Below are 14,769 nucleotides of genomic sequence, written 5' to 3'. Positions count from 1 at the left end.
GGAGCATGCGTGTACCGGCTCGACCCGCGTTACCCCCCGGCACCGGGGACCGTACTGACCGGCGGCTGGGAGGCCGTGGCCGCCCAGCTGCCGTCCGAGCCGGCGGTCGTGGCCGTCGAGGGTCCACCGGCAGCCGACTGGGAGACCATCGCGGCGCGACTCACCGCCGCCTGCCCCCTGCCCGTACGCACCCTCGACATCCGTACGCGCTATGCGTCCCCGGCCGACGTACGGCGCCGCACCATGAGCGCACCGGACGCGGACGACCCCTACTACTGCAAGCTCGCGGAGAATCCCCTCACCGACCTGTTCGACGAACTCCCGCAGGACGACGGCGACCTGGAGGGCCTGCTGCTCGTGTACGGGCCGGGCGCCTCGCTGGTCCTGCACGACGTGCTCTGGTACGCCGACCTGCCCAAGCGGTACGCGGAGTCCGCGGTGGCGGCGGGGGAGGGATGCAACCTCGGACTGCCGGGCGAGCGTGCCGAGTTGAAGCGGCTCTTCTTCGTGGACTGGCCGATGCTGGACCGCCACCGTGACGCGCTCGCCGGGCAGTTCGACGGCTGGGTGGACGTGCAGGACCCCGGGCGGCCCGTGTTCGTCGACGGGGAGGGGCTGCGGGCCAGCTTCGCCGAACTCGCGCGGCGCCCCGTGCGCACCCGGCCCTTCTTCAACTCGACTCCCTGGGGCGGCCATTGGGGTCAGCGAGCGCTCGGCTTCAACCCCGGCGCACGCAACACGGCACTCGGCTACGAACTGATCGCCCCGGAGGCGGGCATCCTCATCGGAGACGTCCCCGAGGTGCAGGCGGAGGTCCCCTTCCAGCTCCTGTGCGTGCTGCACCCCGAGGAAGTGCTCGGACCGGAGGTGCACGCCCGCTTCGGTACGTCCTTCCCGATCCGCTTCGACTATCTGGACACCGTGGGCGGCGGCAACCTGTCGGTGCACTGCCACCCCAAGGAGCCGTACATGCGCGAGCGGTTCGGCTGGCACTACACCCAGCACGAGACGTACTACATGACGCTCGGCAGCGCGGACACCCGCGTCTACCTCGGCCTGCGCGAGGACGCCGACGTCGCCCTCTTCCGCAAGGAGATCGAGGAAGCGGCGCACGACGGGGTGCCGATGGACCCCGCGGACCACGTCATGACGTTCCCCGCCGAGCAGGGCAGACTCTTCATGATCCCGGCAGGCACCCCGCACGCGAGCGGCGCCGGAAACCTCGTCCTGGAGATCAGCGCGACCCCGTACCTCTACAGCCTGCGCTTCTACGACTGGCTGCGGCCGGACGCCGACGGCAACCCGCGCCCCCTGCCCTACGAACACGGCCTGGCCAACCTGGAGACACGGCGGCGCGGCGACGCCGTGACCCGCGACCTCGTGCAGGAGCCGTACGTCCTGCGGCACGGGGGCGGCTGGCGCGAGGAACTGCTCGGCGCCCTGGACGAGATGTTCTACGAGGTGCGGCGCTACACGCTCGCCGCGGACGCCGTCGCCGCGGACGACACGGAGGGACGGTTCCATGTCCTGAACGTGGTGGAGGGGGATGGGGTCCTCGTGCTGACCTCGGCGGGGGAGCGGCACACCCTGGCGTACGCGGAGACGCTGACGGTGCCCGCGGCCGTCGGCGCTTACCGCCTGGAGGCGCGGGACGGCCCGGCGAAGGTGGTGAAGGCACTCGTGCGGGACCGCCGGGCCGCTGGCGCGGGACACCCGTGAGAGCCGTCCTGGAGATCGGCGGCACCCATGTCACCGCCGCTCTGGTGGACACCCTGCGCACGCGGGTGATCCGGAGCGTCCGGCGACCGCTCGACGCGCGGGGCGACGCCGAGCACGTACTCGGCACGGTCGTGCGGTGTGCCGGGGAACTGGAAGTGCCCGCGGGGCAGGTGTGGGGCGCCGCCGTGCCGGGGCCCTTCGACCACGAGAAGGGCATCGCCCGCTTCGAGGGTGTGGGGAAGTTCGACGACCTGTACGGCATCGACGTGCGCTCGGTGCTGCTCGACGGCGTGTGGCCCAGGCCCGCTGACGTGGTGTTCCTCAACGACGCGCACGCGTTCCTCCTCGGGGAGTGGAGCGCGGGAGCCGCGGCCGGGCATCGGCGCTGCGTGGGTGTCACCCTGGGGACGGGCGTGGGGTCGGCGTTCCTCGTGGACGGCATTCTGTGCCGGGAGGGGCCGGGGATACCGCCCGAGGGCCGCGTCGACCTCCTGCGCTGGTCCGGCGCACCCCTGGAGCACACCGTCTCGCGGCGGGCGATCCTGGCCCGCTACGGCGGCGAACGCGGGGTCGACGTGCGGGACATCGCCGAGCGGGCGCGTCAGGGCGAACAAGGGGCCGCACAGGTCCTTGACGAAGCCCTCGCCGCCTTGGGTACTGTCCTCGCCCCGTGCGTAGGTGACTTCGGCGCCTCGGCGGTCGTCGTCGGCGGCGCCATGGCGCTGTCCTGGGACCTGGTGGGACCGGCCCTGCGCGCCGGCCTCGGGGATACTCCGGTGACACCGCGCCCCGGCACGCTGGGCGCGGACGCGGCGCTGATCGGGACGGCCGAGTATGTGGGGGCTGCCGGGAGGTGAGGCGATCCCCGGGAAAGGACACACATGACGATGCCCGAACCGCGTCCCCCCATGGACGGTCCGCCCACGCTGCGCGATGTCGCCGAGCGGGTGGGCGTCAGCGCGATGACCGCCTCCAGGGCCCTGCGCGACGACCCGCGGGTCCTGCCGGCCACCCGTGAACGCATCCGTGTCGCGGCGGCGGAACTCGGCTACCGGCCCAACGAGGTGGCCCGCAGCCTGCGCCTGGGACGCGGCACGGGCCTGGTCGGACTCGTCGTCACGAACCTGGCCAACCCCTTCTACTCACGCTTCGCCCTCGGCGTCGACTCCGTCATCGCGGGCGACGGCTTCAAGACCGTCATCGGCAACACCGGCCAGGACCTGGACGCCGAACGCGAGCTGGTCGCCGACCTGGTGGCCCGTCGCGTCGACGGCATCATCGCCGTTCCTGCCGCGGCCGACCAGCGCCATCTCGCCGCCGCGGCCGCCGACGGCGTGCCCGTGGTGCTCGCCAGCAGGCCGCCCGAAGGGTTCGAGGCGGACTGCGTCCTGGTCGACGACTTCGGCGGGGCACGCGCCGCCACCGCCCGGCTGATCACCCGTGGCCACCGCCGGATCGGCTTCCTCGGGTCGCCGCCCGCCGTCTACACCGGCACACAGCGTCTGCGCGGGTACGCGGCGGCCCTCGCCGCACATGGCATCCGCTTCGACGAGGACTTCGTACGGCAGGGACAGACCGAACCGCGCGAGGCCCGGCGTGCCGCGGCCGAACTCCTCGCGCTGCCGGAGCCGCCCACCGCGCTGTTCTGCTCCAACAACCGCAACACGATCGGCGCGTTCCGCGCCCTGCGCGCGTCCGGCACCGACACCGCGCTCGCGGGCTTCGACGACTTCGAGCTGGCCGACGCGCTCGGGCTGCCGCTCACCCTCGTCGCGTACGACAGCGACGAGATCGGCCGGGCGGCGGGCAGGCTCCTCGCCGACCGGATGCGGGGGAGGGAAGCCGACCCGGGCAGGAAACTGGCGGAGGGCCCGGCGCGCCGCGTCGTGACGCCCACCAGCCTGGTGGAGTACGGGAGTTGAGGCTCCCGGGGGCCGACCGGTCCCGGTGGTCCTACGCGTTGGCGTCCGGCGCCGGCTCCGGCTGCGCGCCCGCGCGGCGGCGTTGGCGCGAGGCCCGCAGGTTCGCGGCGTTGCCGCAGTCGCGGGTGGAGTGCCAGACGCCGCTGTTGTTGCGGGAGCGGTCGTAGAACGCCGTGGCGCAGCGTTCGTTGCGGCAGATCTTCAGGCGGCGCCACTCTCCGGTGGTCTGGGCGAGCAGCGCCTCGCACAGCACGGCGGACGTCAGCCAGCGCCAGCCCTCGCCCTCGGGCTCGGTGGTCAGGGCGGCGTCGCCGTGCAGGTTGACCTGGAGGGCGCACGAGGTGAAGCGGGCGGTCTCGCCGCTCGTCGTGCCGCACCGGGAGAGCAGGGCACGGCGCAGCTGTTCGCGCAGTTGCCGCAGCTTGGGCAGATCCTCCTCGGTGAGGGTGAGCCGCACCGCCGTGCGTCCCGTCCTCTCGGCCCAGGTGGGGAGCGCGACGGACACCCAGCCCTGCGCGGCGGCCAGGTCCCCGAGGAGATCGGCCTCGGGGACCTGGCCGGCCGGTGCCGTGTTCAGGATGTCCTGCACGAGCCCCAGGCCGCCGGGAACGGCGGTGGGGAAATAGCGCTCGGTGGCAGGCCAGGTCATGCGCATATCGTACGCGACCGCGGGTGACAGCAGCGTGTGGACTTGACTGCTGTCGCCACGGAAGGCCGCCGACCGGGCTCGCTCAGACCAGGCTCTTGAGGAGCGACTTGTCGAAGGGCAGTGCCTCGCCGAGCCGGTTCTCCAGGGCCTTGGCCGCCCACTCCGGGTCGGCGATGAGGGCGCGCCCCACCGCGACCAGGTCGAACTCGTCCCGCTCCAGGCGGTCGACGAGCGGCTCGATGCCGGTCGCGGCGGACGGCGCCGCCCAGCCCTGCGAGCCGATGAACACCTGGTCGAGGCCGACGGAGCCCACGGTGACCACCGGCACTCCGGACACCTTCTTGACCCAGCCCGCGAGGTTGAGGTCGCTGCCCTCGAACTCGGGCTCCCAGTAGCGGCGGGTGGAGGCGTGCAGGACGTCCACGCCCGCGTTCACCAGCGGGGTGAGCAGGCGCTCCAGCTCCTCGGGGGACTGGGCGAGCTGCGCGTCGTAGCTGCCGGCCTTCCACTGCGAGAGCCGGAAGAAGACGGGGAAGTCGGGCGAGACGGCGGCGCGTACGGCCGCGACGATCTCCGCGGCGAAACGGGTGCGGGCCTCGATGTCACCGCCGTAGCCGTCCGTGCGGCGGTTGGTGCGCTCCCAGAGGAACTGGTCGATCAAGTAGCCGTGCGCGCCGTGCAGTTCGACGCCGTCGAACCCGATGCGCTCGGCGGCGGCCGCGGCGTCGGCGAACGCCCGGATCACGTCGTCGAGGTCGTCGGCCGTCAGCGTGCTGCCCTTGGGCTGCCCGTCCAGGTCGATCCCGGAGGGGCCCGCGGCGGGAGCGGACGGCACCGGGCCCTTGCCCTCGTCACGCGTGATGCCGACGTGCCAGAGCTGCGGAATGATCTTCCCGCCCGCGCCGTGCACCGCGTCGACCACCTTGCGCCAGCCTTCGAGGGCGTCGTCGCCGTAGAAGCGCGGGACCCGGTCGCTCGTGCCGGCCGAGGCGTGGTCGACGTACGTGCCCTCGGTGATGATCAGGCCGACCCCGGCGGCGGCCCGGCGCGCGTAGTACTCCGCCACGTCCGCTCCCGGCACGCCGCCCGGTGAGAACTCCCTGGTCATGGGGGCCATCACGATGCGGTTGGGCAGGGTGAGGCTGCCGACGCTGAAGGGGCGGTCGAGGGTCTGGGGTGTGCGCGCGGTCTGTGACGCCGAGGTCATGGGTCCTCCTGGCAGATACGAGGGGGCGAGGGAGCGATCTCCGGTGATCGATGACGCAAGCGTACGCGCTTTACTCATGTCGCATGTCGGAGGGCCCTCCGTGCTGTCCGTCCTGTACGAGACGCGCGAGCCCCGGGGCGGCGGGTCTCCGTACGGGCGACGGAATCGGGTGGCCGCGTGGGAGAATTTCCGCGTGGACGGGGGGATCCTGGAGCGGGATCGTGAACTGGCTCGACTGACCGCCGCCGCACGGGAAGCGGGGGGCGGAGCGGGCTCGGTGGCGCTCGTCTTCGGAGAGGCCGGCATCGGCAAGTCGAGCCTCGTGAACGCCCTGCCGGGTGCGCTGTCCTCGCAGGCCAGGGTGCTGGTCGGACAGTGCGACGACCTTGCGACCCGGCGGCCGCTGGGCCCCTTCCGTGATCTCGTCGGCAGTGTCCGCACCGAGTTGGCGCAGGCGGTCACCGAAGGCGGCGACCGGCACCGGGTGTACGACGCGCTGCGGGCCGAGCTGGGCGACCCACCGCATCCGACCGTCCTTGTCGTAGAGGACGTGCACTGGGCGGATGAGGCCTCTCTCGACGCGCTGCGGTTCCTGGTACGCCGCGTGGACCGGATGCCCGCCGTCCTCGTGCTGACCTTCCGCGACGACGAGCTGGGCCGCGAGCACCCGCTGCGGCACCTCCTGGGCCAGGTGTCGAGGGCGGCCCGCGTGCACCGCGTACCCCTGTCCCGGCTCTCCCGCGACGCGGTGCGCACGCTGAGCGCGGCGAGCCGCCTCGACCCCGCGCAGGTGTACGCGGTGACGTCGGGCAACCCCTTCTACGTCGCCGAGGTCGTCGCGGCGGGCGGCACCGGGGACGTGCCGCCGACCGTGGTCGACGCCGTCCTGGCCCGGCTGCGCGGCCTCGACGCCGCCGCACGCGACGCCCTCGAACAGCTCGCCGTGGTCCCCTCGGCGGTCGAACGCACCCTGGCCGACGCGCTGCTGCCGGGCGGGGTCGGCCAGTTGACCTCGGCGGAACGGCGCGGCCTGCTCGTCGTGACGCCCGAACGTGTGACGTTCCGGCACGAGATCATCCGGCGCGCCATCGCCGACTCGCTGCCCGCGGCACGGCGCATCGAGCTCGACCGGAACGTGCTCGCCGTCCTGGTCGCGCAGCCCGGCGCCGACTCCTCCCGCATCGTGCACCACGCCGCCCGGGCGGGCGACCACGACGCCATCGCGCGCTACGGCCCCGACGCGGCGAGGGACGCGGCCCGCACCGGCGCGCACCGCGAGGCCGCCGCCCAGCTGAGGCTCGTCCTGCGCCAACGGGACCGCTATGGTCCGGCCGAACTCGCCGACCTCCTGGAGCGGTTCGCGGTGGAGAGCTACACCATCGCCGACTCGCCCGCCGCCGTCGGCGCCCAGCGGGAAGCCGTCGCCCTGCGCCGCTTCCTGGGCGACCTGCGGGCGCTCGGCGCCGATCTGCGCTGGCTGTCACGCATCCACTGGTGGGCGGGCGACGCGGACGCCGCGCAGGAGGCCGCCAGGGAAGCCATCGACGTACTCGAACAGGCCGGTGACGAGAAGCTGTTGGCGCTCGCGCTCAGCAACACCTCTCAGCTGCGCATGCTCTCCGACCGGTACGCCGAGGCCATCGGTTACGGCGAGCGCGCCATCACCCTGGCCCGGCGCACGGACGACGCGGCGATCCTCTCGCACGCCCTGAACAACGTGGGCACCGCCCGCTGGCGCGGCGGCGATCCACTGGGCAGGCCGCAGCTGGAGGAGAGCCTGGCGGTCGCGCTGAAGGCGGGCGAGGCCGAACACGCCTGCCGCGCCTACGCCAACGTCATCTGGACCCTCCTGGAGAACCTCCGTTTCTCCGAGGCGGATCACTTCCTGGGGCCCGCCATGGAGTTCGCGGACCGCACCGAGCACCTGGGGTTCCTCCGCTACCTCCAAGTGGAGCTGGCGCTGCGGCAGTTCGCCGCGGGGAGGTGGGAGGAGGCGGAGAAGCACGCCGAGTCCGGCGACGCCTACGAGTTCCCGCCCGCGCGCTGCCCCGCCCTGACCGTCCAGGCCCGCGTCCGCATCCGGCGCGGCGCGGAAGGCGGCGACGAACTCCTGCGGCGGGCCTGGGAGGTCGCCGAGCGGACCCGGGAGCTCCAGCGCACGGGCCCGGTCGCCGCGGCACGGGCGGAGGCCGCCTGGCTGCGCGGCGACCACGAGGCCGTGCTCGACGCCGTCGGCCCCCTGTACGCGCAGGCCCGCGGCCTGGCCGCGACGCCCTACCGCGCGGAACTCGGCCACTGGCTCGCCAAAGCGGGGCACCCGCCTCCCGCCGACGGCTCCGACCACCCGTACGCCTTGCAGGCCGCCGGGCAGTGGCGTCGGGCGGCCGAGGCGTGGCGCGCCGCCGGCTGCCCCTACGAGCACGCGGCGGCCCTCGCCGAAAGCCCCGACCCGGCGGACAAGCTCACCGCGCTCGCCGGCCTCGACGCCCTGGGCGCCGAACCCCTGGCCCGGATCGTCCGCGCCGACCTGCGCGACCTCGGCGTCGCCCGCATCCCGCGCGGCCCGCACGCGGCGACCCGGCGCAACCCGGCGGGTCTCACCGGACGCCAGCTCCAGGTCGGACGGCTCCTCGCGGAGGGGCTCACCAACATCGAGATCGCCGAGCGGCTCTTCCTGTCCGTGCGTACGGTCGACAACCACGTCCGTGCGGTCCTGGAGAAGCTCGGCGCCCGCACCCGGCGCGAGGTCGCCGCCCGCGCCGCGCAGCTCGGGGTGGAAATCGGCCGCGAAAAGTAGGTGATGGCCGGACGTGAGCTGGGTGGTGGCACGGATATCGGTGGGTGGCGGACAGTACTAGAACGGGCGGATCGGACACACCGAGCCAACGGGGGAGCACATGTCCATCACGCCCGCACAGGCAGCGCTCAGCGAACTGGCAGGCTTCAACGGTGAGTTGACGGGCCCGGACGACGCCGGGTACGACGAGGCGCGTGCCGTCTACAACGCGATGGCCGACAAGCGCCCCGCGCTCGTCGCCCGCTGCACCGACGCCGACGACGTGTCCCGGGTCATCGGCTTCGCCCGCGCGCACGGCCTGCCGCTCGCGGTCCGCGGCGGCGGCCACCACGGAGCGGGCCTCGGCACCGTCGACGGCGGTGTGGTCGCCGATCTGTCACCGCTCAAGTCGGTCGAGGTCGACGCGGCGAACCGCACCGTACGCGTCGGCGGCGGCTGCGTGTGGGGCGAGGTGGACCGCGCCACGCACGAACACGGCCTGGCCACGCCGAGCGGCATCATCTCCACGACCGGCGTCGGAGGGCTCACCCTCGGCGGCGGCCTCGGCCACCTCACCCGCCGGTTCGGGCTGAGCATCGACAACGTCCTGGAGGCGGACCTCGTCCTGGCCGACGGACGTCAGGTGCGGGCGAGCGCCGACGAGAACACGGACCTGTACTGGGCGATCCGTGGGGGCGGCGGCAACTTCGGCGTCGTCACCTCGTTCCTCTTCCGGCTGCACGAGCTGAGCACGGTCGTCGCGGGCCCCACCTTCTGGCCCGCGGAACAGGGCGCCGAGGTGCTCGCCGCCTACCGGGACTTCCTGCCGCGGGCGCCGCGCGAGGTGAACGGCTTCTTCATGTACGGCACCGTGCCCCCGGCCCCGCCCTTCCCCGAGACCCTCCACCTGCGCAAGGTCTGCGGCGTCGTGTGGTGCCACACCATCGAGGACCCCGAGGCCGCGGCCCACGCCATGGCGCCCCTGCTCGACGCGCTGCCCGACCCGCTCCTGCACGCCGTGTCCCCGATGCCGCACCCCATGCTGCAGTCCCTGTTCGACGGGCTCTACCCGCCCGGCGACCAGTGGTACTGGCGCGCGGACTTCGTCGACGAGATCCCGGACGACGCCGTCGCCCTGCACGCCAAGTTCGGCCCCGAGGTGCCGACCATGAAGTCGACGATGCACCTGTACCCCATCGACGGCGCCGCCCACGACCACGGCACCGCGGACACCGCCTGGAGCTATCGCGGCGCCCGCTGGGCCTGCGTCTACGCGGGAGTGGACACAGACCCGGGCAACGCCGAGCTCATCAGGCGCTGGACCGTCGACTACTTCGACGCGCTGCACCCGTTCTCGGCGGGCGGTGCCTACGTGAACATGATGATGGAGGAGGGGCAGGAACGCGTCCGGGCCAGCTACCGCGACAACTACGCACGCCTGGCGCGGGTCAAGGCCGCGTACGACCCGGACAACGTCTTCCGCCTCAACCAGAACATCGAGCCCGACCCCCGCGACCTCGGGTAACCCCGCTGGACCGCCCACCGCGCCCCTATGTGGCTCGGGTCGTAGCGTGTGATCCATGTGCTGGAGCGCGACGGCCGACCTCGTGGCGGGCGTGGGTGTGGCCGCCGTGGGGGTGGCCTGCGTGGCCCGTGCGGCGCGCGGCGGCCGGCCGCGCGATCTGCCGATCGCCGCGCTGCCGCTGCTGCTCGGCGCCCATCAGATCATCGAGTCCGAGGTCTGGCGCAACGACGGTGGCACGGGATGGGCCACCGTCGCCTGGGCGGTGATCGCCCTGCCTTTGCTGGCGCTGTGGCTGCCCGTGGCGGTGCTGTGCGCGGCCCCGCCGAGCGCCCGCCGCCGTCTCCTGATCCCCCTCGTGGCGGGCCTGGCGACGGCGGCGGTGCTCTCCTACTACCTGGCGGCCCACACCGTGACGGCCGAGATCCGCGGCCACACGGTCGGATACGCGCTCGGCCTGCCCCGGCCCGAGCCGGTCATCGCCGGATACCTGATCGCCACTGTCGGCTCCCTGCTCCTCTCCGGCGACCGGGGCCTGATCCTCTTCGGCGTCCTGGTCGCCGTCGGGGCGGCGGTGTGCGTGCTGCTGTGGCGTCGCGAGTACATCTCCACGTGGTGCGCCTTCGCGGCGGTGTGCTCGGTGTTCCTCTGCTTCTGGGTCAGAAGGCGTTCTCGTCCAGTTCGAGCGCGGTCCGGTCCAGGCTCTCCAGGAGCGTGAACTGGGCCTCCGTCTTGGGCAGTTCATGGCGGAAGAAGTAGCGGCAGGCGGCGCGCTTGCCGGCGTGGAAGTCCTCGGTGCCGGGCTCCGCCGCGAGCAGCTGCTCCAGCCACATCCAGGCGACGACCACGTGCCCGACCGCTTCGAGGTAGACGCTCGCGTTGGCGAGCGCCGTCTGCGGGTCACCGGTCGACCAGAGCCGCTGGGTCACCTCCACCGCGCGCGCCGCGGACGCGTCGAGTGCCCGCCCGTAACCGGAAGCGGAGCCGCCCGCCGCGGCGGCACGGGCGGACGTCCGCGAGATCCGCTCGACGAGCAGCCGAAGGCCGCTCCCACTGTCCATGATCACCTTGCGGCCGAGCAGATCCAGGCCGTGGATGCCGTGCGTGCCCTCGTGGATGGGGTTGAGGCGGTTGTCGCGGTAGAACTGCTCGACGTTGTACTCACGCGTGTAGCCGTAGCCGCCGTGCACCTGGATCGCCAGGTTGTTGGCCTCCAGGCACCACTGCGAGGGCCAGCTCTTGGCGATGGGCGTGAGCACGTCGAGCAGCAGCCTGGCCTCGTCGCGCGCCTGCTGCGAGGTGCCGGTGTTCTGCTCGTCGAGCAGCCGCCCGCAGTACAGGTTGAGCGCCAACGCGCCCTCCACGTACGCCTTCTGGGCGAGGAGCATCTTGCGTACGTCGGCGTGCTCGATGATCGGGACCTGCGCCGACGCGGGGTCCTTCGCCGCGAGCGGGCGGCCCTGCGGGCGGGTGCGCGCGTAGTCCAGGGCGTGCAGATAGCCGGTGTAGCCGAGCGCGGTGGCGCCGAGGCCCACGCCGATCCGGGCCTCGTTCATCATGTGGAACATGTACGCGAGCCCGCGGTTCGCCTCCCCGATGAGGTGGCCGACCGCGCCGGGCTCGCCGCCGGGACGGTGGGCGCCCTCGCCGAAGTTCAGCAGGGTGTTCGTGGTCCCTCGGTAGCCCATCTTGTGGTTGAGGCCCGCGAGCACGACGTCGTTGCGCTCGCCGAGTGACCCGTCGTCGCCGACGAGCACCTTGGGCACGATGAAGAGCGAGAGACCCTTCACGCCGGGCGGGCCGCCCGGAATCCGGGCGAGCACCAGATGCACGATGTTCTCCGAGAGCTCGTGCTCGCCGCCGGAGATCCACATCTTGTTCCCGAAGAGGCGGTAGGTCCCGTCCTCCTGCTCCTCGGCCCGCGTCCGCACATCGGCGAGCGACGAACCGGCCTGTGGCTCCGACAGGCACATCGTCCCCAGGAAGCGGCCTTCCACCATGGGGCGCACGAAGGTGTCGATCTGCTCCTTCGAGGCGTGCGCGAGGAGCAGATTGGCGTTGCCCATGGTCAGGAAGGGATACGCGGCCGTGCCGACGTTCGCCGCCTGGAACCACGCGAAGCAGGCCTGCGCCACCACGGCGGGCAGCTGCCCGCCGCCGATCTCGTGGTCCATGGCACTGGCCAGGAGCCCCGAGTCCCCGAAGACCCGCAGGGCCTCCTTCACCTCGGGGATGATGTGCACCCGCTCCCCGTCGAAGGTGGGCTCCTGGGCGTCGTTCTTCTTGTTGTGCGGGGCGAAGTGCCGCGTGGCGATCTGCTCGCTCAGTTCGAGCGCGGCGTCGAAGGTCTCGCGGGAGTGGTCCGCGTACCGCTCCCGGCCGGTGAGCGCGGGCACGTCGAGCCACTCGTACAGCAGGAAATCGAGGTCACGACGGGACAGGAGCAGGGATGACATGCGGTTTCTCCATGCGGTGACGGCGGTACCGATCCCGGGGCAGGGGCCCCGCACACCCGATACTAAGCGGTTGCTTATGGGGTTTGTCGAGGGCGGCCGTGTGACACCCGGCTCAGCCGGCCGCGTCCGCCGGGAAGGTGGCCGCGCGCACCGCCTCGAACAGCGCCGTGACGTCCTGGCCCGTGAGTCCCGCGGAGCGCGCCTGTTCCATCCACTGCGTCAGGGCGCTCTGCAGGGGAGAGTCAGGACCCGCCTGGGGGCGGGCGAGTGAGCGGGTGATGAACGTGCCGGCTCCCTGGCGGACCTCGGCGAGGCCCGCGCGCTCCAGCTCGCGGTACGCCTTGAGCGTCGTGTTCGGGTTGACCTTGGTGGCGGCGGCGACCTGGGCCGCCGTGGGCAGCCGGTCGCCCTCCACCAACGCGCCCATGCGCAGCGCCTGTTCGACCTGGCGCACGATCTGGAGGTACGTGGCCACACCGCTGCGCCGGTCGATGCGGAATTCGACCACTGTCCCCACTCTCTGCTCGTTTGCGGACACTTTACGTACGTGTCGTTCCCGGGGCCCTAGAGGGGCCGCCGCGAGGCCCACCACAGGACGAACACCGCCACGGCCGCGGTCGCGCCGAGCAGGATCGCGGCGCCGGTCCACTGCATGCCCGGCATCTGGTCGTAGCCGAAGTACTCGACCATGTTGTTGACGATGCCGTGCTCCTTGATGCAGGCGTTGGTGGCCTTCTCGGTCGGTTCGGCGCAGGTGCCCCAGCCGTAGAGCTGCCCGTCCGCGGTGCTGATCCAGCGGTCCGCCTCCACGGCGCTGCCGCTGTTGACGAGGTTCGGCGTGTCGGCGTTCAGCGGCCAGGTGATCGTGCGCGGGGTGGCGAGGCGGTCGCGGAACTCGCCCCAGGCCACCTGGACGACCAGGGCGAAGAAGAAGGTGGCCAGCATGGCGGGCAGCACCCGGCGCAGCAGCATGCCGATCGCGATGCCGCCGATGGTGGTGAAGAGGGAGAGCGCCGCGAGCATGGGGCCCGTGTTGTCGAACACCGATCCCGAGAGCCATTCCGCGAGGAGGAGGTCGCGGTAGGGCTCCCACCACCAGAAGAACAGCGTGGAGAGCACGAGGGTGGCCACCAGGACGAGCGCGAGGCACCAGGTCAGCTTGGCCGCGAGCCAGCGGCGGCGCCGCACCGACTGCGTGGTGACCAGGTGCGCGGTGCCGTGCTCCTGGTCGCTCGCGATCAGCGGGGCGCCGATGAAGACACCGAGGACGATGGGCAGGGCGCCGAGGGCTTCGGCGATGTACTCAAAACTCTCCGGGGCCTGCGTCAGGCTGACGTCCTTGCCGGGCCAGCCCATCCCGGCGAGCATGTCGGCCAGCTGGCCGCGCTCGTAGATGATCGCGGCCGAGCCGACCACGACCAGGGCGACGACGATCCACGTCGTGGTGCGGTGCTGGCGCAGGACGAGCCAGGTGAGCCCGTGCAGCAGCCCCGGCTTCTTGGCGGAGCGCTCCGTGCGCGGCTGCTCGGTCAGGGTGGTGCTCATGCGGCGGCGATCCCCTCGGCCTCGGTACGTGCGTCGATGCGTGCGTCGTGCGTGAACAGCGGCTCCGCGTCCGGCGTACGGAGATGGGCGAGCAGGACTTCCTCCAGGCTCGGCTCGGACACCTCCCAGTCGGGGGCCAGCGGGCCGTGGGGTCGGACGAGGGCGCGGAACTGGCGTCCCTGGGAACGGAATTCGACGACCGTGTGCGGGGCGAGGTCCGCGGGCGGGGTGCCGTCGGGGGCGAGCCCGGTCACCAGGGCGTGGGCCGGGACCAGTTCATCGGTGTCGCCCGCCATCCTGATCCGGCCGTCCGCGACGACCAGGAGGTAGTCGCACATGTCCTCCAGCTCGGAGAGCATGTGGGAGGACATCACCACGGTCGTGCCGCGCTCGACGGCCTCCGACATCAGCAGGGAACTCATCTCGTCCCGGGCCAGCGGGTCCAGGTCCGCCATGGGCTCGTCGAGCAGCAGCAGATCGGGCCGCTTGCCGAAGGCGAGCGCGAAGGCGACGCGGGTGCGCTGTCCGCCGGAGAGCGTGCCGACCTTGGCGTCCATCGGGACGTTGCCGGAGCGCACGATCCGCTCGGCGGCCGCCATGTCCCAGCCGGGGTTGAGTTCGCTGCCCATGCGCAGCGTCTCGGCCACGGTGAACCGCTTGAACAGCGGCTTGTCCTGGGAGAGGAAGGCGAACCTGGGCATCGCGGCCGGGTCGTCGACCGGAACACCGAAGATGCGCAGTTCGCCCTCGGTCGGGGCCACAAGGCGCGTCGCGAGCCCCAACAGGGTGCTCTTTCCGGCGCCGTTGGGGCCGACGAGGCCGCAGATCCGTCCGGCGGGGAGCCGGAAGGAGCAGTCGCGCAGCGCCCAGCCGCGGCGATAGCGCTTGCCCAGGCCGCGAGCCTCGAGCGCGGTCGCGCTCAGGGGGCTCTCGGCTTCGGCGGGGTCGGCAGGGGTCATGAGCACGCACGCCT

General features: G+C 72.6%; 12 protein-coding genes. 6 read left to right on the top strand and 6 right to left on the bottom strand.

Annotated features, from left to right (window positions below):
* The first annotated feature begins 9 nt into the window (after window positions 1-9).
* From ACWFRU_RS19025 to ACWFRU_RS19015, 3 genes are read left to right on the top strand one after another with little or no spacing between them, the layout of a single operon-like run.
* Complete coding sequence (locus tag ACWFRU_RS19025) at window positions 10-1,719, top strand: class I mannose-6-phosphate isomerase (RefSeq protein ID WP_453688377.1); 1,710 nt, start codon at window positions 10-12, stop codon at window positions 1,717-1,719.
* A complete protein-coding gene (locus ACWFRU_RS19020; protein ID WP_453688376.1) occupies window positions 1,716-2,576 on the top strand; it encodes an ROK family protein in 861 nt (286 codons plus the stop codon). The genes ACWFRU_RS19025 and ACWFRU_RS19020 overlap by 4 nt, the downstream gene beginning before the upstream one ends.
* Before the next feature lie 30 nt (window positions 2,577-2,606).
* A complete protein-coding gene (locus ACWFRU_RS19015) occupies window positions 2,607-3,641 on the top strand; it encodes a LacI family DNA-binding transcriptional regulator (RefSeq protein WP_453688881.1) in 1,035 nt (344 codons plus the stop codon).
* A gap of 31 nt (window positions 3,642-3,672) precedes the next feature.
* Here ACWFRU_RS19015 and ACWFRU_RS19010 read toward each other — a convergent pair whose 3' ends face one another.
* Window positions 3,673-4,290, bottom strand: coding sequence for a CGNR zinc finger domain-containing protein (locus ACWFRU_RS19010; RefSeq protein WP_453688374.1), 618 nt, complete (start codon window positions 4,288-4,290; stop codon window positions 3,673-3,675).
* Between the two features lie 82 nt (window positions 4,291-4,372).
* Window positions 4,373-5,497, bottom strand: a complete 1,125-nt coding sequence (locus ACWFRU_RS19005; protein WP_453688372.1) for an NADH:flavin oxidoreductase — start codon at window positions 5,495-5,497, stop codon at window positions 4,373-4,375.
* A 193-nt stretch (window positions 5,498-5,690) separates the two neighbouring features.
* On the opposite strand from ACWFRU_RS19005, the gene ACWFRU_RS19000 reads away from it, so the two are divergent.
* The 3 genes from ACWFRU_RS19000 (at window position 5,691) to ACWFRU_RS18990 (ending at window position 10,513) form a co-directional block, all read left to right on the top strand.
* Window positions 5,691-8,294: a helix-turn-helix transcriptional regulator gene (locus ACWFRU_RS19000; protein WP_453688371.1), complete on the top strand. Its 2,604-nt coding sequence runs from the start codon at window positions 5,691-5,693 to the stop codon at window positions 8,292-8,294.
* 100 nt (window positions 8,295-8,394) lie between these two features.
* Window positions 8,395-9,798: an FAD-binding oxidoreductase gene (locus ACWFRU_RS18995; RefSeq protein ID WP_453688369.1), complete on the top strand. Its 1,404-nt coding sequence runs from the start codon at window positions 8,395-8,397 to the stop codon at window positions 9,796-9,798.
* 55 nt (window positions 9,799-9,853) lie between these two features.
* The gene (locus ACWFRU_RS18990; protein ID WP_453688368.1) at window positions 9,854-10,513 is read left to right on the top strand and encodes a DUF6629 family protein; all 660 of its coding nucleotides are present in this window, start codon (window positions 9,854-9,856) and stop codon (window positions 10,511-10,513) included.
* On the opposite strand, the gene ACWFRU_RS18985 is transcribed toward ACWFRU_RS18990, so the two are convergent.
* The 4 genes from ACWFRU_RS18985 to ACWFRU_RS18970 all read right to left on the bottom strand — a co-directional run bounded on the left by ACWFRU_RS18985 (window position 10,455) and on the right by ACWFRU_RS18970 (window position 14,755).
* Window positions 10,455-12,251, bottom strand: coding sequence for an acyl-CoA dehydrogenase (locus ACWFRU_RS18985; RefSeq protein ID WP_453688366.1), 1,797 nt, complete (start codon window positions 12,249-12,251; stop codon window positions 10,455-10,457). The genes ACWFRU_RS18990 and ACWFRU_RS18985 overlap by 59 nt on opposite strands.
* Before the next feature lie 112 nt (window positions 12,252-12,363).
* The gene (locus ACWFRU_RS18980) at window positions 12,364-12,768 is read right to left on the bottom strand and encodes a GntR family transcriptional regulator (RefSeq protein ID WP_453688364.1); all 405 of its coding nucleotides are present in this window, start codon (window positions 12,766-12,768) and stop codon (window positions 12,364-12,366) included.
* Between the two features lie 47 nt (window positions 12,769-12,815).
* Window positions 12,816-13,796 (bottom strand): ABC transporter permease, encoded by a 981-nt coding sequence (locus tag ACWFRU_RS18975; protein WP_453688362.1) that lies wholly within the window; start codon window positions 13,794-13,796, stop codon window positions 12,816-12,818.
* On the bottom strand, window positions 13,793-14,755 hold the full coding sequence (locus tag ACWFRU_RS18970; RefSeq protein ID WP_453688360.1) for an ABC transporter ATP-binding protein: 963 nt from the start codon (window positions 14,753-14,755) through the stop codon (window positions 13,793-13,795). Before ACWFRU_RS18970 ends, ACWFRU_RS18975 begins: the two co-directional genes overlap by 4 nt.
* Between the last annotated feature and the right edge of the window lie 14 nt (window positions 14,756-14,769).

The organism is Streptomyces sp. NPDC055099 (assembly GCF_053607685.1).
This window is presented reverse-complemented; position numbering and strand designations above follow the sequence as displayed.